The sequence below is a fragment of the Paenibacillus sp. BGI2013 genome, assembly GCF_002843485.1.
GTDB classification, from domain to species: Bacteria; Bacillota; Bacilli; order Paenibacillales; family Paenibacillaceae; genus Paenibacillus; species Paenibacillus amylolyticus.
Window position 1 is genome coordinate 25,220 of the sequence record NZ_PJFA01000002.1, and the last position, 17,623, is coordinate 42,842.

Below are 17,623 nucleotides of genomic sequence, written 5' to 3' on the forward strand. Positions count from 1 at the left end.
CATGACAGAAAGCGTTATGAAAGGCAAAACTTATTCCAAGAACGATGCATGTGAAAGGTCGCTTATTGAATAAGAAGCACCTGCAAAGACTGTGGGAGCTATTACGAAACTAGGTGGTAATCTGCGGAATGAAAGAACAATTTTCGAAGTTGTTTGGTTTGGCGGAGCGCAATAACGGAGATGAGATCAAACAGATTCCGGTTAATGAAATTGTGAGCAGCCCATATCAACCCCGTACTATTTTTGATGATGATAAAATTGATGAGTTGTTGCAGACGATCAAAACACATGGTGTAATTCAGCCTATTGTCGTTCGCGTGCGAAATGGATCATATGAGATTATTGCCGGGGAACGTCGCTGGCGTGCAGTTCGAAAATTGGGTTTGGATACGATTCCGGCTATTGTGCGTGAATTCAACGACTCTCAGGCCGCATCCATTGCACTGATTGAGAACTTGCAGCGTGAAGGATTGACTTCAATTGAGGAAGCTGTCGCTTATCAGAAGCTGATCGACTTGCATCAATTGACACAGGAAAGTCTGGCACAACGACTCGGCAAAAGCCAGTCAACCATCGCGAACAAAATTCGGTTGTTACAGCTCCCGGACGGCATTAAGGCCGCACTGATGGAACGCAAAATTTCTGAACGGCATGCAAGAGCATTACTTTCTCTGGATACGGAAGAACTGCAGATGAAGTTGCTCGGTGAGATTATCGAAAAAGAATTGAATGTGAAACAGACAGAGGCACGTGTTGCCTTCTACAAGGAATCTTCTAAGATTAAAAAATCTAGACGTGTTTCCTTTACCAAGGACGTAAGACTTGCACTTAATACGATTCGCCAATCCATTGATATGGTAACTGGCTCTGGTCTGGACATCAAAACCAAAGAAGCAGACCATGAGGATCATTATGAGATCGTTATCCATATTCCAAAACGCAAATAATTGAAGCTTATGGCGGCAATGGGCCGCTTTTTATGTCTATAAAGCAAGTTAGGTCTGACATGTTTAAAGAACGGTCGGTATATTGATGGAACGGTAGTTGTTGTTTGTGTGGACGATAGCCGCCTGCTTTTTGTTAACAATATCTCACAACCTACAGAAAAGACTCCTATTTTATTTGAGGTGAAGTAATTGTCTAAGATTATGGCCGTAGCAAATCAAAAGGGCGGTGTGGGGAAAACGACGACATCTGTTAACTTGGGTGCAGGACTGGCTTCACTCGGGAAAAGAGTATTGCTTGTCGATATTGACCCTCAGGGGAATACAACCAGCGGAGTCGGAATCAATAAAGCAGATGTGGCTAATTGTATATATGATGTCATTATTAATGAGGTTCCTCCTCAAGAAGCAATTTTGGAGACTCAGATTGAAGGCCTTCATATCATACCTGCAACGATTCAGCTTGCCGGAGCCGAGATCGAATTGGTGTCCACGATATCACGGGAAGTTCGCCTGAAAAAATCACTCGCCATGGTGAAAAAAAACTATGATTACATACTGATCGATTGTCCACCATCTCTTGGTATGTTAACGATCAATTCGTTGACTGCTTCCGATTCGGTGATCATTCCGATTCAGTGTGAATATTATGCACTTGAAGGATTAAGTCAGTTGCTCAATACGGTTCGTCTGGTACAGAAACATCTGAATACATCCCTGCAGATTGAAGGGGTATTGCTAACGATGTTTGATGCGCGGACCAATCTGGGGATTCAGGTTATTGAAGAAGTGAAAAAGTATTTTCAACAAAAAGTATATCAAACGATTATTCCGCGTAACGTACGGCTTAGTGAAGCACCATCTCATGGTCAATCCATTATTACGTATGACCCTCGTTCAAGAGGGGCGGAAGTGTATTTAGAGCTCGCAAAGGAAGTGATTTCTTATGAGTAAGCGGCTTGGAAAAGGTCTTGATGCCCTCATTCCTTCGCTTTCAATTAATGACGATGATAAAGTCGTAGAAATCCCGATTAGTCAACTGCGGGCTAACCCCTATCAACCACGTAAAGTATTTGATGAGGGCGCAATACATGAACTTGCTGAGTCCATTCGTCAGCATGGTGTCATACAACCCATTATTGTTCGTCCTGTATTACGAGGTTATGAGATTATCGCCGGAGAACGACGGTTCAGAGCTTCGCAATATTGTGGTAATGCCACGGTACCGGCTGTAGTCCGCAACTTCAGTGATCAGCAGGTAATGGAGATTGCGTTGATCGAGAACCTGCAACGGGAGAATCTGAACGCCATGGAAGTTGCAGTTGCTTATCAGGGGTTAATGGATCAATTCGCGTTGACTCAGGAAGAGTTGTCTGTAAAAGTCGGTAAATCACGTTCTCACATTGCTAACTTCTTGCGTCTGTTATCATTGCCCGAAGAAGTAAAAGACCATGTTTCACGTGGAACATTATCTATGGGACATGCACGTGCGATCGTGGGTGTTAAAGACGAGGTTATAGTGAAGCAACTTGCGAAACAGACCATTGATCAGCAATGGAGTGTACGTGAGTTGGAGGAAGCTGTTCAACAACTGGATCGCTCCAAAACAGGTGAGGCTAAAGCCAAATCGAAGTTAAAAAAGAAAGATCCATTCATTGATACATTGGAAGAATCTCTTCGTGAACGTTTCAAAACTACAGTGAAAATCAAGCACAATAAAGATAAAGGTAAAATTGAGCTCAACTACTACAGTCAACAGGATCTGGAACGGCTATTGGAATTGTTACAATAACAGTCGGCTCTATGATTCATTAACAACATGCGGGGCTTACTCATGTCATGACATATCGCCTCTGTACCATGGAGAAACGATATGTCATTCTTTGTTTATAGGGTTATATGTGCAATATGTGCAGGCGAATTATTAATTTATAGGACAGAGGTGGTTGTGAGGTGGAGGGAGTTATCTATCTAGATCATGCAGCAACATCTTGGCCCAAACCACCTGCTGTCGGTGATGCGATGTTGAGTGCATTGGAGATTGCCGGAGCTAATCCTGGCAGAGGAAGTCACCGTATGGCTGTTCAGGCAAGTCGTGTATTGTTCGAGGCGAGAAAATCCATATCCAATATCTTTGGAATCAAAAATGCGAATGATATTGCATTCGGATCAAATACGACAGAAGCGCTAAATCTAGCTATTCAAGGCTCGCTCAGAGAGGGCGACCATGTGATTGCCACCATGGCTGAACATAACTCAGTCAGACGACCACTGGAGTACATGCGAAGACTCCGAAATGTGGAGATTGATTATGTACCTGTTGATGCTGCTGGAGCCATTGATCTGATGCAAATGGAACGTATGTTTCGCTCCAATACCAGATTGGTGGTATGTACACATAGTTCGAATCTGCTTGGCAGTATTCTTCCTATTGGAGAAATTTCGCTCCTATGTCGTAAACATCAGGCGATCTTATTGGTAGATGCAGCTCAGAGTGCTGGGGTTATGCCTGTGAATGTACAACAATTGGGCATTGATATGTTGGCTTTTCCAGGGCATAAGGGACTGCTCGGTCCTCAGGGTACAGGGGGCTTGTACATTGCTCCAGAGCTCGATATAGAGCCTTTACTTCATGGAGGAACAGGAAGTCAGTCAGAAGCTCTAGAGCAGCCAAAGGTGCGTCCTGATCGGTATGAGGCGGGGACGCCGAATACAGTCGGGATCGCAGGGCTGAATGCGGGTGTGAAACATGTACTTGAGATGACACCAGCGGTCATCTACCAACATGAGTGGGAACTGACCCAACTTATGATGGATGGGTTGTCATCCGTTAAGGGTATACGAATGCTTGGTCCAGAGATTGGACAGCCACGCACTGGATTAGTATCTTTTACTGTAGATGGGTATGATTCAGCACAACTCGCCTTCCGTTTAGATCGGAATTATGGGATTGCGGTTCGCTCCGGTTTTCATTGCACACCGCTTGCACACGAATCTGCTGGTACAACCGCTACCGGAGCAGTAAGGGCCAGTGTGGGATACAATTCAACTAGAGAACATGTGGAAGCACTCGTTAAGGCAGTGTTTGAATTGACTGGGGCAGACTAGATTAGAGTTGAAATGATGAACTCATTTGATACAGGGTTGCTTGATTAAGCTTATGGATATCGGGTTGATTTATAATGAATGATAATATTACAGGACAGACGTTAATCTGATCAAAAATATAGAGGGGTAGTTGCAATTACATGGCTGAATTAAACGAGCTGATTCTGGAACAGCTGTTATGGATTATTGGCGGAATGGCATTACTTACGGTGATCTTGCTGATTGTGAGTATTGTTCAAGGGGCAAAGTTACGAAAGTTTAAACGTAAATATGAAGCCATGATGGCTGGCAGTGGAGTAGAGGACCTGGAATCATTGCTGATTAATCTGAAACTTCAGATGGACAGCATTGAGGATGAACACAAACTGCAAACGAATCAGCTGCAAGTTGTCATGCAAAAGCTGACCCGCATTCAAGGTAAAGTTGGTGTGAAAAGGTACAATGCATATGGAGAGCGTGGCAGTGATCTGAGCTTCTCAATGGCCATGATTAACGATAGCCAGGATGGCATGATCCTTACGGGGATATATAACCGTGACGGTTCTTACGTATATGCCAAACCTCTTAAAGGGGGAGAGTCCACGTATACTCTGTCCCCAGAGGAAAAGGAAGCTATTACTCTGGCACAGCAAGCAGAGTAGAACGTGTATGCCATTCCCGAATGGCCGAGTATAGACTGCTGGAAATAATCTCGGACATGCGCATAACAAGACTGAGCCGTGTGTTCTGTAGAACAAAGTATTCCATAAAGCCGCCGACGTTAACGATACCTGTCAGATGGATATCGCCGACCGGCGGTAATTCTTTATTTACCCCCGCACCCGGCTTGAGTGGACCATTCACAACTTGAATGCATCCCACACTGGATGATTGACCGAGACAGGCGTCAATGCCAATCACATAAGGGTTATGGTGTGTTTTCTGTATGTTGTGGAGTGTATCTTGCAGGTTCATCGCATGGACTGGTTCATCCAAGGTACCATATAGATGGAATAAAGGGCTGTCCCACTTGGAAAGGGCTGATCCGACCAGAGGACCAAGGCAGTCGCCTGTTGAGCGATCTGTGCCGATGCAGACAATCACTACATTTTGCAGAGAATGGGCTTTATAGAGATGGAACATTAAACGATGGGTAATGGCTGAGTGAATACCTGGATCGGTATGGGGGATTTTCAAACTGGTCATGTCTTGTGATGAAAAGGAACGCGAAGTAGGATTCATAGGATCTATCCTTTCCCTTGGAATAGTAGTAACAGTATATGGAAAGGTAGAGCGTTTTATACTTCACGAGGACAAGCTTTTTCTCTAGGGTTGGACGTATAGCGAAAGGAGCCGGACATGGACGAATGGATTAACGATTGGATGCTGATTGCATTTGATTCAACCCAGCAGGCACTGCGTGCTGAAATGCTGCTGGAGTTTGCTGAGATAGAGATTGATTTGTTCCCTACACCAAAAGAAATTACAGCAGGGTGTGCGCTATGTATTCAGTTTCCAAAAGAGGATCTGGAGCGAGTGCAAAAGATCATTCGTAATGAGTTCGTAGAGATCCGAGGCCTCTATTTCAAAACAGAAGACAGCTATGATAACATACCGATGTAGAGGAGGCATGATGGATGCTGCCATTTCAGTTTGCTCAAGGGACTACAGCTAGTGATGCCGCAACCGCCGTTGGTGAAGCCCTTCGTTGGACGGATAAAGTCTGGAACAAAATTGCAGATCCCGATATGTGGCTTAACATTATGTTCAGCTCAATCCGGATCATCATTATTTTTATCATCACCCGTATTGTCATTAAGGTAGTCTATCGGATTATAGATCGTTCCATGGAACGCAAGCAGGAAGGCAAGATTCGCGTGAATCCGCGCAGGTTCGTAACCGTAGGGGAACTGTTGAAAAATGCGACCTCCATAACATGTAATTTTATTATGATTCTGCTACTGTTATCTGAGATCAATATCCAAGTTGGACCTCTACTCGCGAGTGCCGGTGTGCTCGGGCTTGCCATTGGTTTTGGTGCACAGGGTCTGGTCAAGGATGTTATTACCGGTTTCTTCATTATATTGGAGGACCAGTTCGCTGTGGGGGATGTTATTCAGACGGGAACCTACAAGGGAACGGTTGAAGTGATCGGACTTAGAACAACGAAACTGGTCAGCTGGCAAGGCGAAGTGCACATTATCCCAAACGGGGCGATTGCAAGTGTAACGAACTACTCCATGTCGAATTCGCTGGCTGTAGTGGATATTCCGATGAAGGCGGACTTAAGTCTCGATGAGTCAGTACATCTGGTGAAAAAGTCTTTGGTTGGGATTGAAGAGCGTGACCTAAATATTGTGAAGGTGCCGGATGTGCTCGGTATACAGTCGATGTCTACATCTGAGTATGTGGTGCGAATTGTGGCTGAATGTATGCCTAACTCTCGTGCTTCGGTGGAACGTCAGATTCAGGGCGATGTGAAGAAAACGCTGGAGTATCATGAGATGAGCAATCAAGCTGTATTGGAACAGGCAGTAGCTTTGGAGAAAGATGAGGGGGATGGCACAGGTGGAGCGTAAAAGTTTCCAGCTTGGGGATATCGTGCAGATGAAGAAGCAGCATCCCTGTGGCAGCAATGAGATGGAGATCATTCGTATGGGTATGGATATTCGGATTAAGTGTGTCGGATGTAAACACAGCGTGTTGATTCCAAGAGCGAAATTCGAGAAAAACATGAAGAAGGTACTGCGTTCAGCCGAAGATTCCACTGAATCCTGATCTTGCAATAATTCGGTATGCAGTATGCGTAATAACGTTTACATGCAGGCTCCGTAGGAGTGTTGCGTTCTGTAAATGATCATGCTATAATCAATATTGCTGCGGAAAGGTACCCAAGAGGCCCAAGGGGGCTGACTCGAAATCAGTTAGGCGTGTCACAGCGTGCGTGGGTTCGAATCCCACCCTTTCCGCCACTTCAAATGTAACTTACTCAATACACATTGAGTTTAATAAAAAGATCGATAAGAAGACTTTCCATTAGGAAAGTCTTTTTTGGTATAACGTTTTATTGAATATGTATTGAAATGTATCCATATCAGATGCATCATTAATGACTCGAACGAAAAACAAAGAGCCCCGAAGGGCTCTTTATCCGGCGGTGCATTTGTTTGTTAGGAAACAATCGGTCGTAACAATCAGACACTTGGTGTACTGCACGTAGCAATACGCGTGCTTCAGACGAAGGGCCTTACTACACATAACCACTTGCTTCTTAAATTACGTGATGAATCTCCAACAGCGAATGATCGGCTTCGTTGTCCAACGGAACCACACCTCTCTCGTGCACCGCCTGATTGTATTATGTGCTTTATTCCGTTTTATATACATGGATCGTAAAAAAGTATTGCGATTAATGGACGCGGGCTTTGGTCAGCTTCTTCCACTTGCGATTATGATTGCTTGTTTCGGGGAAAGCTTCACCTTTTTGCAGCGTAACACGCTTTGGGTTCTGAATTTCCGTGACAAAGCTTTTTTCCCCAACTTCTGTGTATTCTCCATCGTTTGGTGCTTTGTCTCCTGGTTCAAACTCGGTTTTTTCACCCATGATAAAACCTCCTCTGCAAATTATGTTACTTTGTTACTTCTGTAGTGTGCTCCATAGCCGGGCTGATCATGTGCCAATATGTACAGGGAACGTTTGCTTGCACTTTGACTCGGTATTTGTTATATTAATATAGTTCGAGTTTGTGCTCGTTCCTTGCTCTCAACCTAGATTGAGGGCCAGAGTCCATAAGGAGGTGAAAATTATGCGCAAATATGAAGTGATGTACATTATTCGTCCTGACATTGAGCAAGAAGTTGTTCAAGCTACAGTCGATAAATTCCAAGGCATCATCTCCAACGGCGGTGGTGAAGTTACAGCTCACGACGTTATGGGTAAACGCCGTCTTGCGTATGAGATCAAGAAATTCCGTGATGGTTTTTATGTTCTGGTACATTTCACTGCTGAACCAGCAGTTGTAACTGAACTTGAGCGTCTCATGAAGATTTCTGACGAAGTAATTCGTTATCTCATTACCAACGACGTTAAGTCTGCTTAAGACTACTCGTGATTAACGCACCAATACGCTCTGAAGGAGGGGATTACATTGTTGAACCGTGTCATTCTGATCGGACGGTTAACCCGGGATCCTGAGTTGCGTTACACTCCAGCAGGAGTAGCAGTTACGCAATTTACTTTGGCAGTGGACAGACCGTTTACAAGCCAAGGGGGAGAAAAGGAAGCCGATTTCATTCCGGTCGTAACCTGGAGACAGCTTGCCGAGACCTGTGCGAACTACTTGCGCAAAGGACGCCTGGCTGCAGTCGAAGGACGCATTCAAGTACGGAACTACGAGAATAACGAAGGAAAACGTGTATACGTGACCGAAGTCATTGCCGATAATGTCCGTTTCTTGGAGTCAGCTAACCGTGATAATAGCGGTGGCGGCGGTGGGCAACCAATGCGTGAAGAGCCTTCTTATGGAGGCGGCGGACGCGCGAACAATAACAATAATTCGCGTAGCAACAATCAGGATCCTTTTTCCGATGACGGAAAACCGATTGATATATCGGATGATGATTTGCCATTTTAACATGAACTGATACTCCTAGGAGATATGGGTTACATGATAGGAAAGGACTGAAAAGCATGGGCTTCAAGCAAAGAGAAGGCGGAGACAACGATAAAAGACCGGCACGTCGTGGCGGCCGTAATAAACGTCGTAAAGTGTGCTTCTTCACAGCTAACAAAATTACTCACATCGATTATAAAGATACGGACTTGCTTCGTAAATTTATCAGCGAACGTGGAAAAATTTTGCCACGCCGTGTAACAGGTACTAGCGCTAAATATCAACGCATGCTGACGATTGCAATCAAACGCTCCCGTCAAATCGCATTATTGCCATACACAACTGAGTAGTTTTTACTCAGCTTGCATACGAAGCAGTCGGCTTATAGCCGGCTGCTTTTTTGTATATATCAATAGAAGTAATAGAAATAACAGATCCACTCTAACAAATGGAAGAATTCAATACTGTGGTGATAGAAGCATTCAAGGCTCAAATGAATTATAATAGAGTCTAATCTACTGAAAAGGTACAGGCAGCAGGAATAGCTGTTTATTTCAGAATAAACACTAGGAGTGGATATGAATACATCAAAACGTAAAGGCAAACAGAGAAAAAAGAGAAGTCTAAAAACCTGGATTATAGCTACTCTTTTACTTTCCATTATATATGTGTGGTTACAGCAAAAAGGTGATATAGATAATATGTGGCCCGGGACAACAATCCAAGAAGCTCTGCCAATCACCGGCCTACATCCTGTGGTTGCAGAGAATGAGAAATTATTGGTACGTAAGGCAGCGAGACGTGGAATAGAGATTGTTATCACCCACGGTTACCGAAGTTCTGAGGAGCAAGATGCACTATTCAACCAAGGACGCTCAAGCGCAGGCAATATCGTTACTAATGCGCGTGGTGGTGAGTCATATCATAACTACGGATTAGCAATTGATTTTGCATTGAGGACGCCTGAGGGTGATGTGGTGTGGGATATGGAACGGGATGATAACGGCAATGGCAAGGCAGACTGGATGGAAGTTGTGGACCTCGCCAAAGAGTTAGGTTTCACTTGGGGTGGAGATTGGGCAAACTTTCCGGACTATCCTCACTTGCAGATGGATTTTGGTTTGAGTATTAATGAGTTAAAACGTGGTAAAAGACCTCCTGACTCTCAGTAAAAGGTGTTATATATACACTTAAATGAATAATTATTAGATAAGCTCTGCATTTTGCAGGGCTTTTTTCTTTCTTTTGTAAAATAAATGATAAAAGATGACAATTTGGTCTTTACATTAGCAAATAAATAAAACTATACTAGATTAACTAGATTTTTTACTCTGATCGCACATATTATTTCAATTGTAAGCATAACGGCTCCGGTTCAATAAAATTTGGCTATAGATCGAGATATAATCATCACTCATATATGTAACATTTACCTCACGCAAAATTAAGATTGTCTACTTAATTTAAAGCATACACATACACTAGATGTAACTATTATGTTATGTATATGTTATTTTGACCAATTGCCTATGTATACCTCACAGCCAAAAACAAGATAACGCCTCTCAAATTCCCTGCTATAAGCCTTTATAGTATTACTAATATCCAAATCTGTAGTATAAAAAACATTTATACCAAAAATCTCAAAATAAGCATTGACGTTAGCTAAAATTACACGTATGATTACATTAATTATTTTGATATATAATTCCGCTAGGAATTATCAACATTAATTGACCAATGGTCTAAATATAAGTCTCTTAAACTTGTTTCTCCTAACAATTTGGTATTTTGTATAAGCTATTGTTCGTTATCTTCAAGAACTTGGAAATATACAGTGGATGCATTTCTACACACGAATACAATCTACGGAAATTATGGGGTTAGGGTGATTGATTTGAATACAGAGCTATTGGAAGTCAGAAATCTAACAACATCATTCAGAATTGAAGATGACTATTATGCAGCAGTGGATCACGTTAACCTTACGGTGAAGAAAAATGAAGTGTTGGCGATTGTAGGTGAATCCGGGTCAGGTAAAAGTGCTTTTGCATTCTCTCTTATGGGTTTGCATAACAAAGCAAAAATAGAAGGCCAGATTCTTTATAAAGGACAAGATATTGCCAACATCTCCCCAAGCAAATTAAACAAGCTACGCGGCAAAGAAATGGGCATGATTTTTCAGGACCCATTGTCCGCACTAAATCCTCTAATGATTATTGGTGAACAGATTGAAGAGATTCTCACACTTCATCAGTCCAAGCTGTCTTCCAGAGAGAAGAGAGAAAAGGTCATTCACTTATTGAATCAGGTAGGGATTCCACGTCCCGAACAAATATACAAGCAGTATCCCCACGAACTATCTGGTGGTATGAGACAGAGAATTGTTATTGCCATTGCGATTGCCAACAAACCGGAACTACTCATAGCCGATGAACCAACGACGGCGCTTGACGTTACGATTCAACTACAGATTCTGGAGCTAATCCGTGATCTGAAGAGTGAAATTAACGCAGGCATTATTCTGATTACACATGATCTGGGTGTCGTAGCTGAGATGGCTGATCGCGTAGCAGTTATGTATGCAGGCGAAATTGTTGAAATCGCAGATATCTTCACATTGATGAACGATGCGAAGCATCCATATACCCGCTCACTGTTGAACTCTATTCCCACCCTGTCTGAAGAAGGATCCAAATTGCATGTCATCCAAGGTATTGTACCATCACTCAAAAATCTTCCTCGCAAAGGGTGCAGATTCAAAGCCCGAATTCCATGGATTAGTGAATCGGCTCATGAAGAGAACCCACAGATGCATGAAATTGCACCAGGTCACTTTGTACGGTGTACCTGTTACCAGCACTTTCATTTCCCTGACCAAAGCTGAGGAGGAATAACATAATGGCATTACTCGAAGTAGAAGGGCTCAAAATACACTTTCCGATTCGCGGTGGATTGCTTAAACGGGAAATTGGCAGTGTAAAGGCTGTTGATGATGTTAGCTTCTCCATTGAAGAAGGACAGACCTATGGTCTGGTTGGCGAATCAGGTTCAGGAAAAACAACAACAGGCAGAGCCATTATTGGGCTAAACCATGTCACTGACGGAAAGATCCTCTTTAACGGCAAAAATCTGGCTACGGAGCGACGTAAGAACAGGCAGCTCCAGCGGGATGTACAAATGATTTTTCAAGACCCATATTCATCACTGAATCCAAAGAAGCGGGTTATCGATATTATCGCTGAGCCGTTTCGTAACTATGAGCGTCTGACAGCTACCGAGGAGAAAAGACAAGTAAGAGAATTACTTGAAAAGGTTGGCCTGAGTCCGGAATCAATCTACAAATATCCTCATGAATTCTCCGGCGGACAGCGTCAACGGATAGGCATCGCACGGGCTATTGCCCTGAAGCCGAAGTTAATTATCGCTGATGAACCTGTATCTGCACTCGATGTATCGGTACAGGCTCAGGTACTCAACTTCATGCAGGAAATTCAAAAAGAATTAAATCTGACCTATCTGTTCATCAGTCACGATCTGGGTATCATCCGTCATATGTGTGATGAGATTGGAATTATGTATAAAGGTCGATATGTGGAACAGGGCACAACAAATGATATTTTTGAGAATCCGCAACACATCTATACCAAACGTCTCATTGCAGCCATTCCGGATATGGACCCAACCAAACGAGAGGAAATGGTAGCCTTCCGTCAACAGGTCAAATCCGAGTATGAACATTCATACCGAAATTTCTTTGATGAGGAAGGACTTGCATACTCGCTCAAATCCATTTCCGATACTCACCGAGTAGCTCTACCTCAGAAAGGTTGAAGGCCATATGTGGAAAACGATAGTACGCAGAATTATCATAATGATCCCTCAGATCTTTTTACTTAGTCTTTTGGTCTTTCTGATGGCCAAGGCCATGCCGGGCGATGCACTAACCGGATTGCTTGATCCAAGCGTTGATCCCAAAGCATTGGAAGCCCAGCGAGAGAGATTGGGATTGAATAATCCTTGGTATGTGCAATATTGGGACTGGATCAAAAACGCCATCCAAGGTGATTTTGGGCAATCCTTCCGTTTCAAAATGCCGGTTACCGACTTGATCGGTCAGCGTGTAGCAAATACATTCTGGCTCGCACTGGCGACACTTGTACTGACTTACCTGATCGCTATTCCACTGGGTATCATCAGTGGTCGTTACAACGATACCTGGTCTGATCGGTTGATCACGGGATACACTTACCTGGGGTTTGCCGCACCATTGTTCATCTTCGCACTGGTGATGGTATGGATCTTCGGATTCCACTTCGGCTGGTTCCCGACAGGAGGTAGCGTTGCGCCGGGTCTTACACCAGGCACATTCAGCTACGTAATGAGTAAGTTCTATCATCTATTATTGCCGGCATTATCCATGGCACTAATTACAACGGTATCTACGGTTCAATATTTACGTAGTGAAATCATTGATATCAAGCATAAGGAATTCGTTATTACTGCCAGAGCCAAAGGCGCCTCGGAATCCCGGATCTACAACAGGCATATCTTGAGGAACTCATTATTACCTATCGCCGCGTTCTTCGGATATGAGATTACAGGGCTTATCGGAGGTACGGTATTCATCGAAAGTATATTCAGTTATCCAGGTATGGGGCAGTTGTTCCTGAGTTCCATCTCATTGCGTGACTTCAGCGTTGTGACTGCACTCGTATTGTTGTATGGCGTAGCTTCCATTCTCGGGGCATTGCTGTCTGACATAATTCTGGGAATTGTAGATCCACGTATACGGATCAAGTAAGAACTTGAAGATTTCGGGGTGAAAACAAGATGAGCAAGGCCAACGAGGTAGTTGTAACTTCACAAAAGGTTGATAAAAGCCCCTCCAGCTTGAGTATTTTATGGAGGGAGCTTGTCAGAGATAAGGTGGCACTAATCTCGCTCATTTTCTTGGGCTTGGTCATGTTGCTGGTATATGGCACGTCTCTCATTCTGAATCAGGATGATATCGTACGCGTGGATCTGTTTGCCTTATATGAACCACCATCCGCGAAATATTGGCTTGGAACGGACTATGGAGGTCGTGATGTATTTGGCCAACTGGTCATCGGTACACGTAACTCCCTGACCATTGGAATTATCGTAACGTTAATGACTGGCTTCATAGGTATCTTAATTGGCCTTTTATCCGGTTATTTCGGTGGAATGATAGACAACCTGTTTATGCGTGTTGTTGATTTCTTCATGATCCTTCCCATGTTGATGATTGTTATCGCGTTTGTTACGGCAGTACCGAAATACAATATCATCTCGTTCTCTCTAATCATGACCGCATTTCTCTGGATGGGTATCGCCAGATTGATTCGCTCCAAAGCATTACAGGAACGGGAACTGGATTATGTAAAAGCTTCAAAAACATTGGGCTCTTCTCATCTGAAGATTATGCTCTCACAGGTTCTTCCGAATCTGAGCTCCATTATCATCGTAACGATGACATTGAATCTCGCTGCCAACATTGGCCTCGAATCCGGGCTGTCTTTCCTCGGGTTTGGTTTTCCCGAAAGTACGCCTAGTCTTGGAACACTCGTAAGTTATGCACGTAATCCGCAAACCCTGGAATCCAGATGGTGGATATGGCTACCCGCATCGGTACTGATTCTGGTATTGATGTTGAGTATAAATAATGTCGGTCAAGCCCTAAAGCGTGCGACTGATGCAAGACAAAGAAGAGGTTAAAAAAAGGGAGGAAAGGTTCATGAAAAAGGGATTATTTTCACGGGGACTATTTTTCACGATGATGTTGGTCTTTGTATTGGTGCTCGCAGCGTGCTCTGAGAAAGAGGCAGCTACTCCAGCTCCAGCTTCCAACACAGAAGAGGGAAAAACGGAGGAAAAACCTGCTAATGAAGAGGGCGTTTACTCCATTGATGACTTCAACAATGTCAAAACGAATGAGGGTACTGCGATCGAGGGTGGATCGATTACATTCGGACTTGTATCGGATACTGCTTTTGAAGGTACACTGAACTATAACTTCTATTCCGGTAACCCGGATGTTCAGGTACTGCAATGGTTCGATGAGCCATTACTTACATGGGACAAAGACTATGTGTACACCAATGATGGTGCAGCAACATATGAGACATCTGAAGATGGCAAAACGTTCACACTGACCATTCGTGACAACGTAAACTGGCATGATGGCAAGCCGGTAACGGCTGAAGATCTGCAATTTGCTTATGAAGTTATTGGTAACAAAGCGTATGATGGTCCACGTTATGACTCCAACTTTACTAGCATAGTAGGTATGGAAGAATTCCATGCTGGAAAAGCAAAAACAATCTCTGGTATTAAAGTGCTGAGCGACAAACAAATCAGCATTACGTATAAAGAATCCACTCCGTCCCTGCTGACAGGTGGCGTATGGACGTATCCACTGGCTAAACATATCTTCGGCGATATGGATGTAGCAAAAATGTCTTCTTCCAAAGAAGTACGTGAAAAACCAATTGGTTTTGGTCCATTTAAAGTGGATGTAATCACTCCGGGTGAGTCTGTAACTTATGTTAAGAACGAAGACTACTGGCGTGGGGCTCCGAAACTGGACAAAGTGACTCTGAAAGTTATCAACCCGACAACGGTTGTTCAAGAACTGAAATCTGGCGGGGTAGACCTCGTGGATGCATTCCCGACAGATCAATACAAAGATAATGCTAACCTGTCCAACGTAGAATTCCTGGGCGCAATCGATCGTGCTTATACGTACATCGGTTTCAAACTGGGTACGTGGGATGAAGAGAACGGAAAAGTTGTAAGCAATGCCGAAGCAAAAATGGGCGACAAAAAATTGCGTAAAGCAATGTGGATGGCTGTAGATAACGATCAAGTTGGTAAACGTTTCTATAATGGCCTGCGTTGGAACGCAACAACCTTGATTCCACCGTCTCACCCAGAATTCCATGATTCCAACAATCCGGGTGTAACATATGATCCAGAAGCAGCGAAAGCATTGCTCGACGAAGCTGGTTACAAACTGGATGGTGAATTCCGTACGAATCCGGATGGAACACCACTCGAAATCAACTTTGTATCCATGACTGGTGGAGACACAGCTGAACCATTGGCTCGTTATTATGTTCAATCATGGGCAGCTATTGGTTTGAAAGTAAATCTGGAAATGGTTGAGTTCAACAGCTTCTATGACCGTGTAGGTAACACAGGTAAAGATGATCCGAACATTGATGTGTATCAAGCAGCATGGGGCGTTGGTATTGACGTAGATCCATCTGGTCTGTATGGCCGTGATGCACTCTACAACTTCTCCAGATTCTCCAGCGAAGAGAATGACAAATTGCTGGCACAAGGTATCTCTGCTGAAGCATTTGATGTAGACAAGCGTAAAGAGATCTACAATCAATGGCAACAATACATGGTAGATGAAGTTCCTGTATTCCCTACACTGTATCGTGCAGTTGTAGCACCCGTTAACAAACGTGTAATGAACTATGCGATTGGTGATGGAACAGGCGTTTACCTGAGCGACCTGCAAGTTAATGCAGACAAAGCAGTTGTAGCTCAGTAAAACATTCTTAAATTAGCAGCTGTAAGGATTGGGGTCCTTTAAGAAGCCGGTTGCTAGATTATTAATGAAGAATTCTCCTGGAAAAATGAATAAAAAGTGTCTTTAAAAACATGGATTCTGTACACTCTGGCATGGGTGTATGGGGTTCATGTTTTTTTTGTAACCAAAAAATAAAAAAAATTTAACTTTTTTTCAAAAAAGTGCAGACAAAATGCCTCTTTACTTCGTCTATATAGGTAAGAGGTGATCATCTTATGAAAAAATGGTGGAAACGGGCAGGTATGCTGCTAGCTCTCTTGCTTATTATATATTTGGGTGTGAAACCGGACATGCTGGTAGGCAAACCGGGAATTAAAGCTGAATCTGCGGTATTAATGGATATGAACTCTGAACAGATCTTAATGGATTTTAACGGCTCCGAAGAGATTGCTCCGGCAGGCGTCAGTAAGTTGATGACAGAACTGTTAGTAATGGAGGCCGTGATCAATGGTGATATAGGCTGGAATGATCTTGTTAATGTGAGTCTGTATGCCAGCTCCTTGGGGGGCAGTCAACTGACCCTGAAACAAGGAGAGCAATTCACCGTTCAGGAGTTGTTCGAGATCATAGCTGTCTATTCAGCCAATGATGCAGCGGTTGCTCTGGCTGAACATATCAGTGGTACAGAGCAGAAGTTTGTGCAACAGATGAATCAGAAAGCAACTCAGATTGGACTTTCTGAGGATACACAATTCACGAATTCAACGGGCCTCAGTGAAAAGCTGCTTGGTCCTAACCGTCCGATGGATATACAAGGGCAGACCTTAATGACGGCTATAGATGCATGCAAGCTTGCGCGATATCTGCTGAATAACCATCCCGAGATTTTAAGAATCTCCAGTCAAATGCAAGTATCAATGCACCAAAAAGGGATGTACATGAGTAACACGAACTGGATGTTGTCCTCTATTGGTGGACCGTATGCTTACGATGGGAATGACGGATTGAAGACCGGGTATGATGAAGATTCCGGATATCATTTTGTGGGGACAGCTGAACGTGATGGCAAAAGACTGATATCAGTTGTATTTGGAACAGATACTCGTGAAGGGCGTTTTGTGGAGACTCGGAAGTTATTCAACTATGGGTTTTCGGGAAACCGAGTCAGACCAGATTATTGAAGCATTACGCAAGCGTTAGTACGTTAGATAAGATATGAGGGCTGTCCGCAGGTTCGACTGAACATGTGGTAGCTCTATTTTATCGAATCTGAGGTAAATTGATCCATATAACCATATTATTAAATTGACATATGGTTTTCTTTTGTTTTAAAATGACCAGTGAGTCATTATTATTCATCTCGGTTTAATATATATGTACCAAACCAACTGTACGATACTGAATTTACGATCTGA

General features: G+C 43.4%; 20 protein-coding genes and 1 tRNA gene. 19 read left to right on the forward strand and 2 right to left on the reverse strand.

Features of this window, described 5'->3' with window-relative positions:
• Positions 1-128 precede the first annotated feature (128 nt).
• From noc to CXK86_RS04070, 5 genes are all read left to right on the forward strand, one after another.
• Positions 129-947 carry a nucleoid occlusion protein gene (gene noc / locus CXK86_RS04050; RefSeq protein WP_036611968.1) on the forward strand — a complete coding sequence of 273 codons (819 nt, stop codon included), beginning with the start codon at positions 129-131 and terminating at the stop codon, positions 945-947.
• 189 nt (positions 948-1,136) lie between these two features.
• Complete coding sequence (locus tag CXK86_RS04055; RefSeq protein ID WP_036611966.1) at positions 1,137-1,898, forward strand: ParA family protein; 762 nt, start codon at positions 1,137-1,139, stop codon at positions 1,896-1,898.
• Complete coding sequence (locus CXK86_RS04060) at positions 1,891-2,736, forward strand: ParB/RepB/Spo0J family partition protein (protein ID WP_036611964.1); 846 nt, start codon at positions 1,891-1,893, stop codon at positions 2,734-2,736. The genes CXK86_RS04055 and CXK86_RS04060 overlap by 8 nt, the downstream gene beginning before the upstream one ends.
• Positions 2,737-2,897: 161 nt before the next feature.
• Positions 2,898-4,052 (forward strand): aminotransferase class V-fold PLP-dependent enzyme, encoded by a 1,155-nt coding sequence (locus CXK86_RS04065; protein WP_101313485.1) that lies wholly within the window; start codon positions 2,898-2,900, stop codon positions 4,050-4,052.
• A 140-nt stretch (positions 4,053-4,192) separates the two neighbouring features.
• Positions 4,193-4,693, forward strand: a complete 501-nt coding sequence (locus CXK86_RS04070) for a DUF4446 family protein (RefSeq protein WP_047841029.1) — start codon at positions 4,193-4,195, stop codon at positions 4,691-4,693.
• Here CXK86_RS04070 and yyaC read toward each other — a convergent pair.
• On the reverse strand, positions 4,668-5,273 hold the full coding sequence (gene yyaC, locus CXK86_RS04075) for a spore protease YyaC (RefSeq protein WP_036611957.1): 606 nt from the start codon (positions 5,271-5,273) through the stop codon (positions 4,668-4,670). The genes CXK86_RS04070 and yyaC overlap by 26 nt on opposite strands.
• Positions 5,274-5,390: 117 nt before the next feature.
• Between yyaC and CXK86_RS04080 the strand changes: the two genes are divergently transcribed.
• From CXK86_RS04080 to CXK86_RS04095, 4 genes are all read left to right on the forward strand, one after another.
• The gene (locus CXK86_RS04080) at positions 5,391-5,654 is read left to right on the forward strand and encodes a putative Se/S carrier protein (RefSeq protein WP_017691427.1); all 264 of its coding nucleotides are present in this window, start codon (positions 5,391-5,393) and stop codon (positions 5,652-5,654) included.
• Positions 5,655-5,668: 14 nt separating this feature from the next.
• Positions 5,669-6,610, forward strand: coding sequence for a mechanosensitive ion channel family protein (locus tag CXK86_RS04085; protein ID WP_101313486.1), 942 nt, complete (start codon positions 5,669-5,671; stop codon positions 6,608-6,610).
• Positions 6,600-6,809, forward strand: coding sequence for a DUF951 domain-containing protein (locus tag CXK86_RS04090; protein WP_036611950.1), 210 nt, complete (start codon positions 6,600-6,602; stop codon positions 6,807-6,809). Before CXK86_RS04085 ends, CXK86_RS04090 begins: the two co-directional genes overlap by 11 nt.
• Before the next feature lie 103 nt (positions 6,810-6,912).
• Positions 6,913-7,003 (forward strand) — tRNA-Ser (locus tag CXK86_RS04095).
• Positions 7,004-7,440: 437 nt separating this feature from the next.
• Here CXK86_RS04095 and CXK86_RS04100 read toward each other — a convergent pair.
• The gene (locus CXK86_RS04100; RefSeq protein ID WP_036671877.1) at positions 7,441-7,635 is read right to left on the reverse strand and encodes a YjzC family protein; all 195 of its coding nucleotides are present in this window, start codon (positions 7,633-7,635) and stop codon (positions 7,441-7,443) included.
• Between the two features lie 202 nt (positions 7,636-7,837).
• Between CXK86_RS04100 and rpsF the strand changes: the two genes are divergently transcribed.
• The 10 genes from rpsF (at position 7,838) to CXK86_RS04150 (ending at position 17,389) form a co-directional block, all read left to right on the forward strand.
• Positions 7,838-8,131, forward strand: coding sequence for a 30S ribosomal protein S6 (gene rpsF / locus CXK86_RS04105; RefSeq protein WP_036611944.1), 294 nt, complete (start codon positions 7,838-7,840; stop codon positions 8,129-8,131).
• A gap of 48 nt (positions 8,132-8,179) precedes the next feature.
• Complete coding sequence (gene ssb / locus CXK86_RS04110; RefSeq protein ID WP_017691432.1) at positions 8,180-8,665, forward strand: single-stranded DNA-binding protein; 486 nt, start codon at positions 8,180-8,182, stop codon at positions 8,663-8,665.
• Between the two features lie 56 nt (positions 8,666-8,721).
• Positions 8,722-8,994, forward strand: a complete 273-nt coding sequence (rpsR, locus tag CXK86_RS04115) for a 30S ribosomal protein S18 (RefSeq protein WP_017691433.1) — start codon at positions 8,722-8,724, stop codon at positions 8,992-8,994.
• Between the two features lie 228 nt (positions 8,995-9,222).
• On the forward strand, positions 9,223-9,816 hold the full coding sequence (locus CXK86_RS04120) for a M15 family metallopeptidase (protein ID WP_047841028.1): 594 nt from the start codon (positions 9,223-9,225) through the stop codon (positions 9,814-9,816).
• A gap of 725 nt (positions 9,817-10,541) precedes the next feature.
• Positions 10,542-11,531, forward strand: a complete 990-nt coding sequence (locus CXK86_RS04125; protein ID WP_101313565.1) for an ABC transporter ATP-binding protein — start codon at positions 10,542-10,544, stop codon at positions 11,529-11,531.
• A 14-nt stretch (positions 11,532-11,545) separates the two neighbouring features.
• Complete coding sequence (locus CXK86_RS04130) at positions 11,546-12,478, forward strand: ABC transporter ATP-binding protein (RefSeq protein WP_017691436.1); 933 nt, start codon at positions 11,546-11,548, stop codon at positions 12,476-12,478.
• 7 nt (positions 12,479-12,485) lie between these two features.
• A complete protein-coding gene (gene opp4B / locus CXK86_RS04135) occupies positions 12,486-13,448 on the forward strand; it encodes an oligopeptide ABC transporter permease (protein ID WP_036611942.1) in 963 nt (320 codons plus the stop codon).
• A 29-nt stretch (positions 13,449-13,477) separates the two neighbouring features.
• On the forward strand, positions 13,478-14,383 hold the full coding sequence (locus tag CXK86_RS04140) for an ABC transporter permease (RefSeq protein WP_036611941.1): 906 nt from the start codon (positions 13,478-13,480) through the stop codon (positions 14,381-14,383).
• A gap of 19 nt (positions 14,384-14,402) precedes the next feature.
• A complete protein-coding gene (locus tag CXK86_RS04145) occupies positions 14,403-16,229 on the forward strand; it encodes an oligopeptide ABC transporter substrate-binding protein (RefSeq protein WP_036611939.1) in 1,827 nt (608 codons plus the stop codon).
• Positions 16,230-16,483: 254 nt separating this feature from the next.
• Entirely contained in the window at positions 16,484-17,389 is a 906-nt protein-coding gene (locus CXK86_RS04150; protein WP_101313487.1) for a D-alanyl-D-alanine carboxypeptidase family protein, read from the forward strand.
• Positions 17,390-17,623: the final 234 nt, after the last annotated feature.

Bases quoted from the DNA above. Each gene is read 5' to 3' on its own strand.
- noc (WP_036611968.1), top strand. From the start codon at position 129: ATGAAAGAACAATTTTCGAAGTTGTTTGGTTTGGCGGAGCGCAATAAC.
- CXK86_RS04060 (WP_036611964.1), top strand. From the start codon at position 1,891: ATGAGTAAGCGGCTTGGAAAAGGTCTTGATGCCCTCATTCCTTCGCTT.
- CXK86_RS04070 (WP_047841029.1), top strand. From the start codon at position 4,193: ATGGCTGAATTAAACGAGCTGATTCTGGAACAGCTGTTATGGATTATT.
- yyaC (WP_036611957.1), bottom strand. From the start codon at position 5,273: ATGAATCCTACTTCGCGTTCCTTTTCATCACAAGACATGACCAGTTTG.
- CXK86_RS04080 (WP_017691427.1), top strand. From the start codon at position 5,391: ATGGACGAATGGATTAACGATTGGATGCTGATTGCATTTGATTCAACC.
- CXK86_RS04085 (WP_101313486.1), top strand. From the start codon at position 5,669: ATGCTGCCATTTCAGTTTGCTCAAGGGACTACAGCTAGTGATGCCGCA.
- CXK86_RS04100 (WP_036671877.1), bottom strand. From the start codon at position 7,635: ATGGGTGAAAAAACCGAGTTTGAACCAGGAGACAAAGCACCAAACGAT.
- rpsF (WP_036611944.1), top strand. From the start codon at position 7,838: ATGCGCAAATATGAAGTGATGTACATTATTCGTCCTGACATTGAGCAA.
- rpsR (WP_017691433.1), top strand. From the start codon at position 8,722: ATGGGCTTCAAGCAAAGAGAAGGCGGAGACAACGATAAAAGACCGGCA.
- CXK86_RS04120 (WP_047841028.1), top strand. From the start codon at position 9,223: ATGAATACATCAAAACGTAAAGGCAAACAGAGAAAAAAGAGAAGTCTA.
- CXK86_RS04130 (WP_017691436.1), top strand. From the start codon at position 11,546: ATGGCATTACTCGAAGTAGAAGGGCTCAAAATACACTTTCCGATTCGC.
- opp4B (WP_036611942.1), top strand. From the start codon at position 12,486: ATGTGGAAAACGATAGTACGCAGAATTATCATAATGATCCCTCAGATC.
- CXK86_RS04140 (WP_036611941.1), top strand. From the start codon at position 13,478: ATGAGCAAGGCCAACGAGGTAGTTGTAACTTCACAAAAGGTTGATAAA.
- CXK86_RS04145 (WP_036611939.1), top strand. From the start codon at position 14,403: ATGAAAAAGGGATTATTTTCACGGGGACTATTTTTCACGATGATGTTG.
- CXK86_RS04150 (WP_101313487.1), top strand. From the start codon at position 16,484: ATGAAAAAATGGTGGAAACGGGCAGGTATGCTGCTAGCTCTCTTGCTT.